General features: G+C 62.1%; 17 protein-coding genes and 1 pseudogene. 4 read left to right on the plus strand and 14 right to left on the minus strand.

Annotation, left to right across the window (positions count from 1 at the left end):
* Positions 1-74: 74 nt before the first annotated feature.
* Positions 75-448 (plus strand): annotated as a pseudogene (locus tag GGQ67_RS25295) ((2Fe-2S)-binding protein).
* Positions 414-899 carry a bacterioferritin gene (gene bfr, locus GGQ67_RS09955; protein ID WP_162698425.1) on the plus strand — a complete coding sequence of 162 codons (486 nt, stop codon included), beginning with the start codon at positions 414-416 and terminating at the stop codon, positions 897-899. The pseudogene GGQ67_RS25295 and the gene bfr overlap by 35 nt, the downstream one beginning before the upstream one ends.
* A gap of 56 nt (positions 900-955) precedes the next feature.
* Here the strand turns inward: bfr and GGQ67_RS09960 are convergent, their stop codons facing one another.
* From GGQ67_RS09960 to rsfS, 6 genes are all read right to left on the minus strand, one after another.
* Positions 956-1,486 carry an RNA pyrophosphohydrolase gene (locus GGQ67_RS09960; protein ID WP_183899999.1) on the minus strand — a complete coding sequence of 177 codons (531 nt, stop codon included), beginning with the start codon at positions 1,484-1,486 and terminating at the stop codon, positions 956-958.
* Between the two features lie 11 nt (positions 1,487-1,497).
* Entirely contained in the window at positions 1,498-2,694 is a 1,197-nt protein-coding gene (locus GGQ67_RS09965; RefSeq protein ID WP_183900000.1) for a divergent polysaccharide deacetylase family protein, read from the minus strand.
* Positions 2,695-2,773: 79 nt separating this feature from the next.
* Positions 2,774-4,096, minus strand: a complete 1,323-nt coding sequence (locus tag GGQ67_RS09970) for a S41 family peptidase (RefSeq protein WP_183900001.1) — start codon at positions 4,094-4,096, stop codon at positions 2,774-2,776.
* On the minus strand, positions 4,086-5,489 hold the full coding sequence (locus GGQ67_RS09975) for a murein hydrolase activator EnvC family protein (RefSeq protein WP_425503772.1): 1,404 nt from the start codon (positions 5,487-5,489) through the stop codon (positions 4,086-4,088). Before GGQ67_RS09975 ends, GGQ67_RS09970 begins: the two co-directional genes overlap by 11 nt.
* A 151-nt stretch (positions 5,490-5,640) precedes the next feature.
* Positions 5,641-6,123 carry a 23S rRNA (pseudouridine(1915)-N(3))-methyltransferase RlmH gene (gene rlmH, locus GGQ67_RS09980; protein WP_183900003.1) on the minus strand — a complete coding sequence of 161 codons (483 nt, stop codon included), beginning with the start codon at positions 6,121-6,123 and terminating at the stop codon, positions 5,641-5,643.
* Positions 6,124-6,254: 131 nt separating this feature from the next.
* Positions 6,255-6,695: a ribosome silencing factor gene (rsfS, locus tag GGQ67_RS09985; protein ID WP_183900130.1), complete on the minus strand. Its 441-nt coding sequence runs from the start codon at positions 6,693-6,695 to the stop codon at positions 6,255-6,257.
* 207 nt (positions 6,696-6,902) lie between these two features.
* On the opposite strand from rsfS, the gene GGQ67_RS09990 reads away from it, so the two are divergent.
* Positions 6,903-7,283, plus strand: coding sequence for a winged helix-turn-helix domain-containing protein (locus tag GGQ67_RS09990; protein WP_183900004.1), 381 nt, complete (start codon positions 6,903-6,905; stop codon positions 7,281-7,283).
* Positions 7,284-7,286: 3 nt separating this feature from the next.
* Here the strand turns inward: GGQ67_RS09990 and modC are convergent, their stop codons facing one another.
* The 8 genes from modC to obgE form a co-directional block, all read right to left on the minus strand.
* Positions 7,287-8,354, minus strand: coding sequence for a molybdenum ABC transporter ATP-binding protein (modC, locus tag GGQ67_RS09995; RefSeq protein WP_183900005.1), 1,068 nt, complete (start codon positions 8,352-8,354; stop codon positions 7,287-7,289).
* Positions 8,351-9,052, minus strand: a complete 702-nt coding sequence (gene modB / locus GGQ67_RS10000) for a molybdate ABC transporter permease subunit (protein WP_183900006.1) — start codon at positions 9,050-9,052, stop codon at positions 8,351-8,353. The genes modC and modB overlap by 4 nt, the downstream gene beginning before the upstream one ends.
* A 74-nt stretch (positions 9,053-9,126) precedes the next feature.
* A complete protein-coding gene (modA, locus tag GGQ67_RS10005; RefSeq protein WP_183900007.1) occupies positions 9,127-9,906 on the minus strand; it encodes a molybdate ABC transporter substrate-binding protein in 780 nt (259 codons plus the stop codon).
* A 97-nt stretch (positions 9,907-10,003) separates the two neighbouring features.
* Entirely contained in the window at positions 10,004-10,321 is a 318-nt protein-coding gene (locus GGQ67_RS10010; protein ID WP_183900008.1) for a hypothetical protein, read from the minus strand.
* A gap of 26 nt (positions 10,322-10,347) precedes the next feature.
* The gene (locus GGQ67_RS10015) at positions 10,348-10,998 is read right to left on the minus strand and encodes a nicotinate-nucleotide adenylyltransferase (protein WP_183900009.1); all 651 of its coding nucleotides are present in this window, start codon (positions 10,996-10,998) and stop codon (positions 10,348-10,350) included.
* The gene (locus GGQ67_RS10020) at positions 10,973-12,256 is read right to left on the minus strand and encodes a glutamate-5-semialdehyde dehydrogenase (RefSeq protein ID WP_183900010.1); all 1,284 of its coding nucleotides are present in this window, start codon (positions 12,254-12,256) and stop codon (positions 10,973-10,975) included. Before GGQ67_RS10020 ends, GGQ67_RS10015 begins: the two co-directional genes overlap by 26 nt.
* The gene (gene proB, locus GGQ67_RS10025) at positions 12,249-13,418 is read right to left on the minus strand and encodes a glutamate 5-kinase (RefSeq protein ID WP_183900011.1); all 1,170 of its coding nucleotides are present in this window, start codon (positions 13,416-13,418) and stop codon (positions 12,249-12,251) included. Before proB ends, GGQ67_RS10020 begins: the two co-directional genes overlap by 8 nt.
* A complete protein-coding gene (obgE, locus tag GGQ67_RS10030) occupies positions 13,411-14,490 on the minus strand; it encodes a GTPase ObgE (RefSeq protein WP_112429555.1) in 1,080 nt (359 codons plus the stop codon). The genes proB and obgE overlap by 8 nt, the downstream gene beginning before the upstream one ends.
* An 80-nt stretch (positions 14,491-14,570) precedes the next feature.
* On the opposite strand from obgE, the gene GGQ67_RS10035 reads away from it, so the two are divergent.
* On the plus strand, positions 14,571-15,437 hold the full coding sequence (locus tag GGQ67_RS10035) for an endonuclease/exonuclease/phosphatase family protein (RefSeq protein WP_183900131.1): 867 nt from the start codon (positions 14,571-14,573) through the stop codon (positions 15,435-15,437).
* Positions 15,438-15,453: the final 16 nt, after the last annotated feature.

Genomic DNA, 15,453 nt, shown 5'->3' on the forward strand with positions numbered 1-15,453 from the left:
AGGCGCCCGCTTCGGCTGGATCAAAAGCCATCCGGTTGGCGGGCGAAGCGGAAGCGACGGAGTATGAATCTTTCTTGACAACAAGCGTCTTCTTTAGCAAAAAGACGATAGTCATTGTCATGTTTGGAATGAAGACGTGCTTGTCTGCAGTTGCAACTATATAACCGACACCGAGATCCGGGAGGTTATCAACAGCCTTCTCGATGAGGACTGTTGGCAGCTCATTGTCCCTGCGAAAGTCTACCACGCCATGGAGAAACGCGGTCGCTGTTGCGGTTGCTTCCCCAACGTGGTCGATATCATCATTCAGACGACCGAGGACTATCACGCCCGTCGGCACTCGACGGATGCCGAAATATTTGATTTCATGTCTCGCCTCAGAAACTTCCATGAAGAAAACAGGAGAGCGGACATTGAAAGGCGACAAAAAAGTCATCGAGCGGCTTAACGAAGCCCTCTTTTTGGAACTCGGTGCTGTCAACCAGTATTGGGTTCACTACCGGCTCCTTGAGGATTGGGGTTACACCAAGCTCGCCAAGAAGGAGCGGGCTGAATCGATCGAAGAGATGCAGCATGCCGACAAGCTGGTTGCACGCATCATCTTCCTCGAAGGCCACCCCAACCTGCAGACGCTTGCGCCCTTGCGCATCGGCCAGAACGTCAAGGAAGTTTTGGAAGCGGATCTCGCCGGCGAATACGACGCCCGCACCGCCTACAAGAAATCCCGCGACATCTGTCACGAGGCAGGCGACTACGTCTCCATGAAGCTCTTCGAAGAGCTCCTCATGGACGAGGAAGGCCACATCGACTTCCTCGAAACGCAACTCGAGCTGCTCGGCAAGATCGGCGAAGCCAAGTATGGCCAGCTGAATGCCGACTCGGCCAACGAAGCCGAATAATCACGCAACAGGAGCCGGCCGCCTCTGGCTGCCGGCTCTCATCAGTAGCCATCCAATCAGGCAGCGGGCAATCCCGCGAGATGCCCGAACTCGCCGACCACTTGTTCGTAGACACCGCGCTTGAAGGACACGATCAGCCCCGGCAGCTCCGCCATCGGCTTCCAGTCCCAAGCATCGAATTCCGCCAAATGTCCGCCGGGCGGCGGGTTGATGGCGATTTCGCTCTCATCGCCCTCGAAGCGGAAGGCGAACCAGCGCTGCGTCTGTCCACGAAACTTGCCCTTCAGTCCGATACCGATCAGCTGCGGCGGCAGATCGTAGTTGATCCAGTTCTTCGCCTCGGCAAGCAGCGTCACCGTCTTCATCCCCGTCTCTTCGTAGAGCTCGCGATAGGCCGCCGTCAGCGGGTCCTCGCCCTTGTCGATGCCGCCCTGCGGCATCTGCCAGAGCTGCGGCGAGCCGTCATATTCCGAATTCTCCGCCGGAATCCGGCGACCGGCCCAGACGAGCCCGGCACGGTTGAGGATCATCACGCCGACGCAGGGGCGATAGGGCAGATCTTCGGCTTTAACGGTCGATTGGCTCATGGTTATCTCTGCTAGGGTTTCTTCGTATCGTTGGCGAGCGCGGCAACCCCGACGATTTCGATGCCGCGCATCGCCGCTTCTTCGGTCCATTTCGAAATGGCGTCGATGCTCTCGTCAAATGCCGCGGCAACGCCGATCGCCTGTCCGTTGCGCTTGGCCACGCGCTCGAGCTCATCGAGCTTGTTGGTGATCGCGTTGAAATCGACCTGCCCGTCGAGCTGCACGTCCGCGAAGGCGTAGGGCGTTTCCGTGCCCTTGGCGACCGCCGCGGTCTTCGACTGCGCCGAGGTGCCGTCGTCGAGAAACAGCAGTCCGCGCTTGCCTATGTCACGCATGACAGGCTCCAGCGCATTCGCATCCGAGAGAAAGCGGCCGCCCTGATAGTTCAGCACGCCGGTATAGTTGGTGATCTCACCCATCGCCCGGTGCAGGCTCTCGATATTCTGGGCCACGCTTTTCGACGTCAGCAACGTGTCCGGCCCAGGATCGTTCGCCGGATAATCGAAGGGCTCGAACGGCACCTGGATCATGATCTCATGGCCGGAGCGGCGCGCCTCCTGCATCCAGCGCTGCAAACTGTTGCCGCTGGCGGCAAACGCCAGCGTCACCTCCTCGGGCAGCGTCTGGATCGCCTTTTGCGTCCCGGTCTGACTAAGGCCAAGACCGCTGACGACGATCGCGATCCGCGTCCCCCGCGCGCCCGACCATGGCCGCGCATACTGATCCATGGGGCGGCGACCATCGGGACCGATGATCGGCAGTCGTCCGAATGGCGACGCCTCGAGCAACGCATCGTTGGGTAGCGCGGCCATTCTCGGATCCTGCCCCACCTGCATGGCATCGACCAGGACGGGGCCGTTTCCGTCGCGGGGTTTCGGGCTGTACTTGGTCACCACCGAGCCGTCGCCCATGGTCGTCCGCTCGACATTGGCGCCGGACCGCGGATCGCTGCGCGCCATTCCGCCGGGAGGCGTCGCATCCGGGGAGGAGGGCTGCTGCGCGGTATCGGTTGGAACGACGGAGGGCTGCCCGCTGGCGGGCGGCGTCTCGCGCTCCAGGCCATCTCCGCGAAATGCGGTATAGAGCGAAAAGCCGCCGATCAGCACGAGACATAGCCCGGCGACCACCCGCCCCATGCGCAAGACACCGGGGCGCTTGCCGCCGGGCTTGCGGTTCTGTCCAAGGGGCGCGTGCGGATCGGTGTTCATTCTTCGGCTGCTTCCATCATCCGGACAGCAAAAAGGCGTCAGGCCGGATCATCATCCGGCCTGACGCCTCGTCTGATTGTTACTTGGCGCTGACGGCCTTTTCAGGATTCGGCGGGAAGGACGGGTCCGTCTTCTTGCCGCGCAGAAGGTCGAACGCGTAGTTGAGCTGAACGTCATCCTTCGGGTCCGGCGGCACGTAGGCAACGGAGCCCGAACCTTCGTCCGTCTCGCTCTGGCCCTTGATGTGGCCGCGCAGGGCGGATTCGCCCTCGGTCACCATCTTGCCCTTCAGATCGTCAGGCAGCGGCTCTTCGACCTTGATGTCGGGCGTGATGCCGGTGCCCTGGATCGAGCGGCCCGACGGCGTGTAGTAGAGTGCCGTCGTCAGGCGAAGCGCCCCGTTCTCGCCCAGCGGAATGATCGTCTGAACCGATCCCTTGCCGAAAGAGCGCGTGCCGAGAACCGTTGCACGACGCAGATCCTGCAGGGCGCCGGCGACGATCTCGGATGCCGAGGCCGATCCGCCGTTGATCAGAACCACAACCGGCTTTCCGTCCGTCAGGTCGCCCGGGCCGGCATTGAAGCGGCGGGTTTCATCCGGATTGCGGCCACGCGTGGAAACCACTTCGCCACGCTGCAGAAGCGCATCCGAGACCTGGATCGCCTGGTCGAGCAGACCGCCCGGGTTGAGACGCAGATCGAGCACATAGCCCTTGAGCTTGTCGGCCGGAACGGCCTTCTTGATTTTCTCGATCGCCTTTTCCATGTCGGGATAGGTCTTCTCGGTAAACGAGATGATGCGCAGATATCCGACATCATCCTCGACGCGCGACTTGACCGCCTGAACGGCCACGACATCGCGAACGATCGTCAGTTGGATCGGCTTGTCAGCGCCCTTGCGGATCAGCGTCAGCTTGATCGGCGTGTTGATCGCGCCGCGCATCTTCTCGACGGCATCCTCGAGCTTCAATCCACGCACCGACTGCCCGTCGATCTCGGAGATAAAGTCGCCGGCGAGAACACCCGCCTTGGCGGCTGGCGTATCGTCGATCGGCGTGATGACCTTGACCATATCCTCTTCCATCGTGACTTCGATGCCGAGGCCGCCGAACTCGCCCTTGGTCTGGGTCTGCATGTCCGCCGCGTCCTTGGCGTTCATGTAGCTCGAATGCGGGTCAAGCGACGACAGCATGCCGTTGATGGCATTTTCGATCAGCTTGTCTTCGGCCGGCGGCGTCACGTACTGGGCGCGAACACGCTCGAACACGTCACCGAAAACGGACAGTTCCTTGTAGGTCGACGCCCCCGCCGCTTCCGCGGGCACACCGGCGGAATAGATGACGCTCATGGCCGTCGCACCCATCAATGCGCCAACCAGAACAAGAGAAGCCCTACGAATCATTGCGTGCCTTTCCGGTGTCTCTAGCGGTCCACCATGGTCGGGAATCGACCGGTTTTCCGTCTTTTCGAAATTCAATGTAAAGCGTTGGCCGGTTTGTTTCCAGCGCCAATGCTGTCGCACTGGCCACTCTTTTCGCACCCATCACCGCAAGCGGTTCGCCAGCGAAAACAAACTTGCCCTGCCGCGCGTTCATGGTCTCCATTCCGGAGAGAACCAGGTGATATCCGTCGCCGGCATCGAGGATGATCATCTGCCCGTAGCTGCGAAACGCGCCGGCATAGACGATCAGGCCGTCCGCGGGCGCGGTAACCACCGTTCCCGGATTGGTCGCGAGCGTTATACCCATCGCCTCGTGACCTGTTCCATCGGCATCGCCGAACTGGCGCAGCATATCGCCGGCGACAGGCAGCTCCAGCTTGGCCTTCAATTCTCCAAACGGATATGCGGGCGCAATGCGGTTTTTATCGGGCACCCCGCTGTCGGCCAGAGCCTTGGCCTGCGCGCGTTGCTCATCCGTCAACAGCCTGCGATTTTCTTCCGCCTGACGCGCCGCCGCGGTGGCTTCGCGAACCGAGGAAATCTCGCTTTCCATCGATGCCACAAGGCTTTCCAGGCTGGTCGCCTTGCCGGCGAGTTCTTCCGCACGCTGGCGCTCGGCGTTGAGCTCGGCGGTATTGCTCTGGCTCAGTTTTTCGTTCTCGGCGAGAAGCAAATCCATTCGCCGCTCTTCCTCGAGACTGTTCGCTATCGTCGTCGTCAAACCGGCCTTCTCGGCAGCGCTTGCCGCCTGCAACGAGGCCAGATTGCCGAGATCGGCGGCGAGCTTGTCCGTCTCCTTGCGGATACCCGGCACCACGGCGCCGAGCAGGATTGCGCTGCGCACCGAGGCAAGCGCGTCATCGGGCGTCACCAGAAGCGCCGGCGGCGGATTGCGCCCCATTCGCTGGAGCGCCGCAAGCACTTCGGCAAGCACCCCGCGACGCTCGCGCAGAGACTGGCGCACCACATCCTCCTTGACGCCGAGGTCGGCGAGTTTCTTCTCGCTCTCCAGTATCTTCTTTTCCAGCGACTTGCGCCGGGCGGCGGAATCGATCAGCGCCTGACGGACACTGCTGGTGCTCTTGTCCAGATCCTCGATGCTCTTCTGCAGCTCCGCGACCTTGCTGGAAGAGAGGTTGATGGTCTTCGACAACGCATCCAGTTCGGTTCGCGTCTGGTCCCGCTTCTTCTCCAGCTCGACAGCTGGATCGGGTGCGACAGCCGCCGCCGGCGCATCCGTCGCCTGCGGGTTCGGTTGCGAGGCACCCGGCTGTTCTTGCGCCAGAGCGGACACGCGCCCCGATACGCCGATCACCGACGCGGCAAGGCCAGCCACGGCAACCGACAGGATCAGATAGCTTCGCTTGGATGCAGGTGTCGGCATGCCGATCGGTAAATCCTCTTAAACCGCGCGGAGATTAAGCTGATTTGACCGTCTTTGCCAGAAAGATTGAGGCCTGCCGCCCGATCGCGCAAGACACACCTGCGTGAATGATCGTGAGCACTCAGACACGATGGTATGGATGACCGGACAGGATCGTCACGGCGCGATAAAGCTGTTCCGCGATCAGCGTTCGGACGAGTTGGTGCGGCCAGGTCATCTTGCCCAGGCATAGGGTTGCGTCGGCACGATCGTAGAGCGCCGGATCAAGTCCATCGGCGCCGCCGATCGCGATCAGTATCTCGCGCTTGCCCTGGTCGCGGTAATTGCCGAGAAGATTGGCGAAGCCTTCGCTGTCGAGCGCCTTGCCGCGCTCGTCGAGAAGAATGAGAATACCGCCATCCGCCAGCGACTTCTGCAGCATGGCCGCTTCCTCGCGCTTGCGTGTATCGGCGTTTGAGGCGCGACTTTCGGCGACTTCGACAACACGGGAGAATTCAAGGCCGATTGCCGGACCGGCCTTGGCGAAACGGTCGAAGTAACGCGCCGCAAGATCCTTCTCCGGGCCGGATTTGAGCCGCCCCACGGCAAAAAGACCAACGCGCATATGTCCGCTCCTGCTATCAGGCTTTTCGCGGCTCAAAGGTGCCGCAAGCCGGGGCGAGCGCGCCGCCGGCCCAATCACAGCCATCTATCAGGCGCCGGACGCAGCGTCCAGACGGCCCGCCAGCAGACCTATCAGTGCAACGTCTCGTCCATATCGGGAGCCGCCCACATCTTTTCGATGTTGTAGAACTCGCGAACTTCAGGACGGAAGACATGCACGATGACATCGCCGGTATCGATCAGGATCCAATCGCCGGCATCCTGGCCTTCGACCCGGGCGGAGCCGAAGCCCTCATCCTTCAGATCGCTGAGCAGGTGGTCGGCAATCGCCATGACATGGCGGCTCGAGCGGCCCGAGACAACGACCATGAAGTCGCCGAGCGCCGATTTTCCGGCAATGTCGATGGAAACGATATCTTCAGCTTTGGAGTCCTCGAGGCTGACGAGGACGGTGTGCAGGGCGCGGGCAGCGGCATCAACGCCACGTTCCGGGCTCTTTGGGACAACGACTTTCGTGCTTCCCTTTGCGTGTACTGTTGTCAGTGCTTTCCCTTTCTCGGAATCACAAAGCATGCACATCACTGATTTGGAAAACCAAATCATGATTAAGATAGGCACCGAACCATAAATGTTTCAAGACGCCCGCGATCACAAAGCATGAATGCCGGATTTGGCGCGGCAGCAACGGATGGCTCAGCCTTCAAGTGCATCCTGCCGGGCTGTGTACAGTTGTGACCGCCCTGCGTAAAGTGATGCTTCGTCCCAGATGCGAAGATCGACATGAAGAACAGCTCCGAAAACACGCTTGTCCCGGTACTCCGCATCAGTTTTCCGCATGAGGACCGCCTGGGGCGCGGCAAGATGGAACTGCTGGAGCACATCAGGGAAACCGGCTCGATCTCCGCCGGCGGCCGCGCGATGGACATGTCCTACCGCCGCGCCTGGCTGCTGGTCAGCGAAATGAACAGGATGTTCAAGCATCCGGTCGTGGAATCGCAACGCGGCGGCCAGAAGGGCGGCGGCGCGGCGCTGACGGCTTTCGGCGAGGAGCTGTTGGCACGCTTTCGGCAGATGGAACGGACGATCCTGACAACGCTGGCCGACGATCTTGCCTGGCTGGAGAGCAACCGCGTGATCGACGGCACCGAACCGACCGGTTAAGGGTTAAGGCTCCAGCGCAACCGTCTTGATGATGGCGAAGACCGGCATCCCGGCCTGCAACGCCATGCGCTCTGCTGAAAAGCTGGTGATCCGGGACAGGATCGCATCACCGCCGCAATCGATTGTGACGTCGACGGTCGCATCGCCTGAAGAGGTCACCGCCAGGACGGTACCATCAAGCACGTTGAGCGCGCTCAGGCCTCGCGGCCTTTCCGTGGCAAGCATCACGTCGCGCGAGGGAATACGAACCCGAACCATTTTGCCCGGCGCAAGACCGGCATCGGGCACACGTAGCCGCACCGCCGCCATGGCGACGGTCGCCAGGCGGTGCCTGTTATCGACGGCCTCGACCCACCCCTGCAACACGGCGCCAGCCTCGCGCCGGTCCAAGGATGCGGCGGGCAGGCTGAGTACCTCGGTCGCCGCTCCCACAGCCTTCACCCGGCCGTCCTGCATGACGACGACCTGATCGGCAAGCCGCGCCACCTCGGCCACGGAGTGGCTGACATAGACGATCGGAATATCCATCTCGTCGCGCAGACGCTCGAGGAACGGCATCACCTCGGCCTTGCGCGCTTCGTCGAGCGCCGCGAGCGGCTCGTCCATGAGCAGCAGGCGCGGTGACGACAGGAGCGCGCGGCCGATCGCCACCCGCTGCTTCTCGCCGCCGGACAGGTGCTGCGGGCCGCGCCCGAGCAGCTTCTCGATATCGAGCAGGCCGACGATCCGCTCGAGGCTCTCCCGCGGCGCCCCCTTGGGCGCGAACCAGCGGCCATAGGTCAGGTTCTGGCGAACGGTCAGATGCGGAAACAGCCGCGCCTCCTGAAACACATAGCCGAACCGTCGGCGGTGCTTGGCCACGAAAACGCGCTTGGCGGTATCCGTCAGTGTTTCGCCGTCGAGGCTGATCTTGCCCTCATCGGGCCGTGTCAGCCCGGCGATCATCCGGATCATCGAGGTCTTTCCCGAACCCGAACGGCCGAACAATGCGGTGATCCCGCGTTCCGACGTGAACCCCGCATCGAGAGAGAACTCGTCAAACCTGTGCTTTGCCTGAACCACGAGCGTCATTGCGGATCGATCCTCCGTCCGATGATGCGTGACAGGAACTCGGATGCGAGCAACGCCGCCATGGAAATGACCACAGCCACAAGGGTCAGCCGCAACGCGCCCGCATCCCCGCCCGGCACTTGCGTGAAGGAATAGATCGCGGCCGACAGCGTCTGCGTCTCGCCCGGGATATTGGACACGAAAGTGATCGTCGCGCCGAACTCGCCCATGGCCTTGGCGAAGGCCAGGATCATGCCGGCGATGATGCCGGGCAAGATCAAGGGAAGCGTCACGGTCAGGAACACCCAGATCGGGCTTGCGCCCAGCGTGCCTGCGGCCTCCTCCAGTTTGCGGTCGATCGCCTCGATGGAGAGGCGGATGCTGCGCACCATCAGCGGAAAGGCCATCACCGCGCAGGCAAGTGCCGCTCCCGTCCAGCGGAAGGAGAAGACGATGCCAAAATACTGATCGAGAAAGCCGCCGATCACCCCGCGCCGGCCAAACAGCACGAGAAGGATGAAACCGGTGACGACGGGCGGCAATATGAGCGGCATGTGCACGATGCCGTTGAGGACGGATTTGCCCCAGAAGCGGCCGCGCGCCAGGATGAGAGCGATAGCGATGCCAAAGGGAAGGCTGGCGAGCGTCGCGACAACAGACACGCGCAGACTGAGCAAGATCGCCGTCCATTCGTCGCTGCTCAGACCAAGTGCTTCCAAATGCCATGCTCCCCAAAAAACGAAGGCCCACCGTGGTGGGCCTTCACGCTAGGCAGTTGCGTATAAAACCGCAATTACTTCAGGATGGTGAAACCCTGTTCGGTGAAAAAGCGCGCCGCCTTTTCCGACTTCAGGAATTCGAGATAGGCCGCTGTATCGGCGTTCTTGCTCTCGGACAGGATCGCGATCGGATAGGTGATCGGCGGGTGCGAGTCAGCAGGGAAGGTGCCGGCGACGGCAACGCCAGGATCGGCATTGACATCGGTCTTGTAGACGATACCGAACGGAGCCTCGCCGCGCGAGACCAGCGCCAGCGCCGCGCGCACGCTTTCAGCGCCGGCGACCTTGCCTTCGACCGAGGCCCAGACGCCGAGCTTTTCAAGCGCCGCCTTGCCGTACTTGCCTGCCGGCACGGACTTCACTTCGCCCATCGCCAGCTTGCCGTCGCCGATGAGGCCGGCGAGATCGAAGCCCTGCTTGATATCGACCGGCTTGACCTTGTCCTTGGCGGCGACGAGCACGATGCTGTTGCCGAGCAGGTTGGAGCGCGTGTCTTCCTTGATCAAATTCTTCTTGGCGAGATAATCCATCCAGTCGAGGTCGGCCGAGATGAACACATCCGCCGGCGCGCCGCCTTCGATCTGCTTTGCAAGCGCCGAACTCGCCGCATAGGAGACGACGGCTTCCTTGCCGCTTTCCTTGGCCCATTCGGCATTGGCCGCATCGAGCGCATTCTTCATGCTGGCGGCGGCGAAAACGGTGATCTTGTCCGCGGCGAAGCCGGCCGTGGCGCCGAGCCAGAGCGCGGAGACCGCGACCGCGGCAAGTTTCATCCAATGACGACGATTATGCATTTCGGTTTCCCCAATATAACGAGATATCCGGAGAGATATAACGGAATATGATGGTTGGCCAGCGCTATGTTTCAACGAACACAACGCAACGATCGCATCAGACCCATCTCTGGTGGGACGAGCCCGCATTTGCGCCGCGAGCCAATTGAAAAACATCGGCTTTCAGCGCGTAAGCGACGGAGATTGCTAAGAAAATAAGCAGCCGCGCCACTGCGACACTTAAACACATGCCGAAAACGCATTGCTGCGATGCACCAATTTCGCTTCCCTTCCTGGAATACTCATCATATAAGTTACCCATCGGACAGCGATCTCCTCCTCCCAAAGCTGTTCGATAAGCGATCGGCAACACTCCTCCTCCCAGTTGCCGATCAAGTTTTAAGCCCGACGGATCCTCCCCCGTCGGGCTTTTCATTTTCCAGCCTGGTGAAATGGATTGAATTAGGCGCCGTTCTGCGCGCGGATCGCCGTCGAACTGAGCCGCGATCTTGGCCCGTGGATGAATGTCCAGGCCGGTGCCGGCTTCTTCCAGAGCGCTCTCGAATCGTCCTCGTCGACACGGGCGAAATCGAAGGTCTTTGCCATCTTCGACGACAGGAACGAGAGCGTCGCACCCGGCCTGTCGATGACGGCGATCGGGAACATGCGGGCGATATCCTGCCACCGCTGCCACCGGTGAAACGTCTTCAGGCTATCGGCACCCATGATCCAGATGAAATGCACATGCGGATTGCCGGCCTTGATCCGTGCGAGCGTTTCCGCGGTGAAGGTGGTGCCGAATTTCTTCTCGAACGCGGTGACCTTGATACCGGGATGCTTGGCCAGCTTCTCGCTGAGCCGCACCCGCTCCGCCAAGGGCAGCAGCTGGCTTGGGTCCTTGAGAGGATTGCCGGGGGTGACCATCCACCACAGCTGATCGAGCCCAAGCCGCTTGATGGCGATCTCCGCCACAAGCCCGTGGCCCTGGTGCGGCGGGTTGAAGGAGCCGCCAAACAGACCGACCACCATGCCCCGCTCAGCATGCGGCACGCGAAGATAGCGTCGGTCCAAGTCCTCGTTGATCACATCAGGTCCGGACTTGGCCGGTGCCATGCACGCGGTATTTGAACGAGGTCAGCTGCTCGACGCCGACGGGGCCTCGCGCATGCATCTTGCCGGTCGCGATGCCGATCTCCGCGCCCATGCCGAACTCGCCACCATCGGCAAACTGCGTGGAGGCATTGTGGAGAAGGATGGCGGAATCGACCTCGGTGAAGAAGCGTTCGACCACCGCTGCGTCTTCGGCGATCACGGCTTCGGTGTGGTTCGACGAATAGGTCTGGATATGCTTGATCGCACCATCGATGCCATCGACGACGGCCACTGAAACGATAGCGTCGAGATATTCCGTCGACCAGTCTTCCTCGGTCGCCGCCTTCGTTCCCGGCGCCGCTTTCACGACGCTCGAGGAGCCGCGAACTTCGCAGCCGGCACCCGAGAGAACCTCGAGCAGCGGAACGAGATGCGTGTCGCTCGCTGCGCTGTCGACAAGAATGGTCTCGACCGCGCCGCAAATCCCCGTCCGGCGCATCTTGGCGTTGACGACGATCTCCCTGGCCATGTCGAGATCGGCGGATGCATCGACATAAATATGGCAGAGCCCTTCCAGATGCGCGAAGACGGGCACCCGGGCTTCGTTCTGCACCCGTGCGACAAGGCTCTTGCCGCCGCGCGGAATGATAACGTCGATCGCTCCATCCAGTCCGCGCAACATGGCGCCGACGGCCGCGCGATCGGTGGTCGGAACGAGCTGGATAGCGTGCTCCGGGAGCCCGGCCGCCTTCAGGCCGCGCACCATGCATTCATAGATAGCCTGCGATGAACGGCGCGAATCCGAGCCGCAGCGCAGGATGACGGCATTGCCGGCCTTGACGCAGAGCGCGCCGGCATCAGCGGTCACATTCGGGCGGCTCTCGAAGATCACGCCGATCACGCCGAGCGGCGTGCGCACGCGCTCGATCTTCAGGCCGTTCGGACGATCCCAGGCGCTGACCACCTCGCCGACGGGGTCCTTCAGAGCTGCGATCGCCCGAATGCCATCGGCCATCTCCGCGACGCGCTTGTCGGTGAGCGTCAGCCGGTCGATGAAGGAGGGCAGCATGTCGGAGCCCGCCGCATCCTCGAGATCCCGCGCGTTTTCAGCGAGGATACGCTCCTTGTCCGCCAGGATCGCATTGGCCATGGCATGCAAGGCGGCGTTCTTGGCGTCGGTCGAGGCGAAGGCCAACGGTCGCGCGGCAGCCTTGGCCTTGCGGCCGATGTCATTCATCAGCGCGTCAATGTCAGGGCTTTGCACGACTGTATCAAGCATGGGCGGCGTCCTTCTTCTGCCTTTCCGATTTCGAATTGATCTGCGAGGTCATGACCATGTCGTCGCGGTGGATCATCGCCGCGCGCCCGGCATAGCCGAGAATGGCCTCGATCTCGCTCGACTTGCGGCCGGTGATCTGGCGCGCTTCCTCGGCATCGTAGCCGGCCAATCCACGGGCGATTTCCCGGCCATTCGGGCCGATGATCGCCACCGTATCGCCACGGCTGAACAGGCCGACGACCTTGCGTACACCTGCGGGCAACAGGCTCTTGCCGCCGCCCAGCGCCGTCACCGCGCCGTCGTCGACATGAAGCTCTCCGGCCGGCTGCAGCTGGCCGGCGATCCAGGTCTTGCGTGCAGTCACGGGCGTTCCGGAAGGCGCGAACCACGAGGATCGCGCGCCGTTCTCGATCGCCGACAGCGGGCTGTCGGTCTTGCCCGACGCGATGATCATCGCGCAGCCCGAGGTCGTCGCGATCTTGCCGGCGTCGATCTTGGTGCGCATGCCGCCGCGCGACAGCTCGGAAGCAGCACCGCCGGCCATCGCCTCGATGTCGGGGGTGATCTCGGCGATCGTCTCCAGAAACCGCGCATCCGGATCGAGATGCGGCGGAGCCGTGTAGAGGCCGTCGATATCGGAGAGCAGGATCAAAAGATCCGCGCCCGCCATCGTCGCGACGCGCGCCGCAAGGCGGTCATTGTCGCCATAGCGGATTTCGCTGGTGGCCACCGTGTCGTTCTCGTTGATGATGGGAACGGCGCCGATCTTCAGCAGCTGGTTGAGCGTCGCGCGGGCATTGAGATAGCGGCGGCGCTCTTCCGTATCGCCGAGCGTCAGCAGGATCTGCCCGGCGACTATTCTGTCGCGCGACAGGCTCTCGGACCAGTCGCGCGCAAGGGCGATCTGTCCGACGGCCGCCGCCGCCTGGCTTTCCTCGAGCTTCAACGCGCCCGAGGGCAGATCGAGAACCGAGCGCCCGAGCGCGATCGCGCCCGAGGACACGACGAGCACATCGACGCCCTTGTTTTTCAACGTCGCGATATCGGCGCACATCGCATCCAGCCAGCTCTTCTTCAGGCCGGTTTTGCGATCGACGAGCAGCGCGGAGCCGATCTTGATAACGATGCGCCGGTAGCTACCCAGCGCCTTGTGCCTAGTCATTGGCCTCGTCCTCGTCGGCGATGATATCGCGATGACGCACCTTCAGCGCTTTGGCCGGCTTTTCAAGAATGTTCGCTTCGGCATTGGCCTCGACGATGATATCGCGCAGCGCACGCAACACCTCGGTCATGCCCATGCCTGTTGCCGCCGAGATCTGGTAGGGCGTGCTTCCACAGGCCTTGGCCAGCTCCTTGGTCTTCTTCGTCAGCGTTGCCTTGTCGAGAATGTCGATCTGCGACAGCGCCACGATCTCCGGCTTGTCGCCGATCTCGTCGCTATAGGCCCTGAGCTCGTGCTTGACCGTCTTGTAGGCCTTGCCGACATTCTCTTCCTGCGCGGACACGAGATGCAGCAGAACGCGCGTGCGCTCGACATGGCCGAGGAACCGGTCGCCGATGCCGACGCCCTCATGCGCGCCTTCGATCAGGCCGGGAATGTCGGCGAGAATGAATTCGCGCTCGTCGATCGTCGCAACGCCAAGATTGGGATGCAGGGTCGTGAAAGGATAATTGGCGATCTTGGGGCGTGCACGGGTAACCGCCGCGAGAAACGTCGACTTGCCGGCATTCGGCAACCCGACCAGACCAGCATCGGCGATCAGCTTCAGCCGCAGCCAGATCGTCTTTTCCTCGCCCTCGAGGCCAGGATTGGCCCAATCCGGCGCCTGATTGACCGAGGTCTTGAAGTGCGCGTTGCCGAAACCGCCATTGCCGCCGCGGGCGAGGCAGTAGCGCTGTCCCTCTTCCGTCAGGTCGCAGATCAGCGTTTCCTGGTCTTCCTCGAAGATCTGGGTGCCCACGGGCACCTTCAGCGTCACGTGCTCGCCATTGGCACCGGTGCGGTTGCGGCCCATGCCGTGCGTGCCGATCGTCGCCTTGAAGTGCTGTTGGAAGCGGAAATCGATCAGCGTGTTGAGACCGTTGACGGTCTCCACCCACACGTCACCACCGCGTCCGCCGTCACCGCCGTCAGGCCCGCCGAACTCGATGAACTTCTCGCGCCGGAACGACACGGCACCCGCGCCGCCGCTGCCGGATTTGATATAGACCTTTGCTTCGTCGAGAAATTTCATTTTACTTCCATCATTCGGTGTCAGTTGGACGCCCGTCTCGGCCTGATCGATATAGGCCGTTCAGCCGGAGGTCAAAGATTATCGTTAGGTTTGCGAGCTATAACATACAGTACGGCTTCGGTCTCGACGGCACGTACGACTTGAAGCGAATCGCCGACAGTCTTGCCGGCGCCGATGTCATCGCGCTCCAGGAAGTCACCCGCGGCTTCGCGCGAAACCGATATGCCGACATGGTGACTGATCTCGGCGCTCTCTTCCCCGACCATTTCTGGGTCTACGGACCGGGCTGCGATCTGCATGTCGCGGAGGTCGACGGCCATCCGGCACCGCGCGACATGCGCATGCAGTTCGGCAATATGGTCCTCTCGCGCTGGCCGATCCTGTCGACCCGCACGCTGCTTCTGCCGCGCAGCCGAACGCTCTCCAAGCTCAACCTGCAACGCAGCGCCACCGAGGCCGTCATCGACCTTCCGGGCAGCGCCGTGCGCGTCTACTCCGTCCATCTCGATCACGTCTCCAGCGACGAGCGCATCCGTCAGCTGCTTTATCTGAACGAGCGCATCAACGCCTTCCCTCATGAGGGCGGATCGCTGACCGGCGCGCGTGAGTTCGAGATCGAGGAACCGCCGCTGCCCGAAGACTACATCGTCATGGGCGACTTCAACATGCTGCCGGAATCGCCCGAATACTGCGCTTTCGCCGGCCGAAAGGACGGATATTACGGCCGCACGGCGCGCATCGGCACCCCTGTCGACGCCTTCGAGGCGCTTAGCGCCTATCAGCCCGACGGCTACAGCTGGATGGATCCCGCAAATCATGGCAAGCGCATGCATCTCGATTACGTCTTCGTCGCTTCTGGCCTCGAAAGCCGGCTAAGATCCGCACGGATCGACACCTCGGCCATGGGGTCCGATCACTTCCCCGTCTGGGTCGAGATCGACAATTGAAGAAGGCGCCCCGATG

Origin of the sequence: Rhizobium metallidurans, assembly GCF_014196505.1 — a bacterium.
GTDB classification, from domain to species: domain Bacteria; phylum Pseudomonadota; class Alphaproteobacteria; order Rhizobiales; family Rhizobiaceae; genus Rhizobium; species Rhizobium metallidurans.

What these genes read in the sequence shown, in the direction of transcription:
- proB (WP_183900011.1), bottom strand. Translation starts at nt 13,418, where the DNA reads ATGACTAGGCACAAGGCGCTGGGTAGCTACCGGCGCATCGTTATCAAG.
- GGQ67_RS09965 (WP_183900000.1), bottom strand. Translation starts at nt 2,694, where the DNA reads ATGAACACCGATCCGCACGCGCCCCTTGGACAGAACCGCAAGCCCGGC.
- modA (WP_183900007.1), bottom strand. Translation starts at nt 9,906, where the DNA reads ATGCATAATCGTCGTCATTGGATGAAACTTGCCGCGGTCGCGGTCTCC.
- rlmH (WP_183900003.1), bottom strand. Translation starts at nt 6,123, where the DNA reads ATGCGCGTTGGTCTTTTTGCCGTGGGGCGGCTCAAATCCGGCCCGGAG.
- GGQ67_RS09960 (WP_183899999.1), bottom strand. Translation starts at nt 1,486, where the DNA reads ATGAGCCAATCGACCGTTAAAGCCGAAGATCTGCCCTATCGCCCCTGC.
- GGQ67_RS09990 (WP_183900004.1), top strand. Translation starts at nt 6,903, where the DNA reads ATGAAGAACAGCTCCGAAAACACGCTTGTCCCGGTACTCCGCATCAGT.
- GGQ67_RS10020 (WP_183900010.1), bottom strand. Translation starts at nt 12,256, where the DNA reads ATGCTTGATACAGTCGTGCAAAGCCCTGACATTGACGCGCTGATGAAT.
- modC (WP_183900005.1), bottom strand. Translation starts at nt 8,354, where the DNA reads ATGACGCTCGTGGTTCAGGCAAAGCACAGGTTTGACGAGTTCTCTCTC.
- GGQ67_RS10010 (WP_183900008.1), bottom strand. Translation starts at nt 10,321, where the DNA reads ATGAAAAGCCCGACGGGGGAGGATCCGTCGGGCTTAAAACTTGATCGG.
- rsfS (WP_183900130.1), bottom strand. Translation starts at nt 6,695, where the DNA reads ATGCTTTGTGATTCCGAGAAAGGGAAAGCACTGACAACAGTACACGCA.
- obgE (WP_112429555.1), bottom strand. Translation starts at nt 14,490, where the DNA reads ATGAAATTTCTCGACGAAGCAAAGGTCTATATCAAATCCGGCAGCGGC.
- GGQ67_RS09970 (WP_183900001.1), bottom strand. Translation starts at nt 4,096, where the DNA reads ATGATTCGTAGGGCTTCTCTTGTTCTGGTTGGCGCATTGATGGGTGCG.
- GGQ67_RS10015 (WP_183900009.1), bottom strand. Translation starts at nt 10,998, where the DNA reads ATGGCACCGGCCAAGTCCGGACCTGATGTGATCAACGAGGACTTGGAC.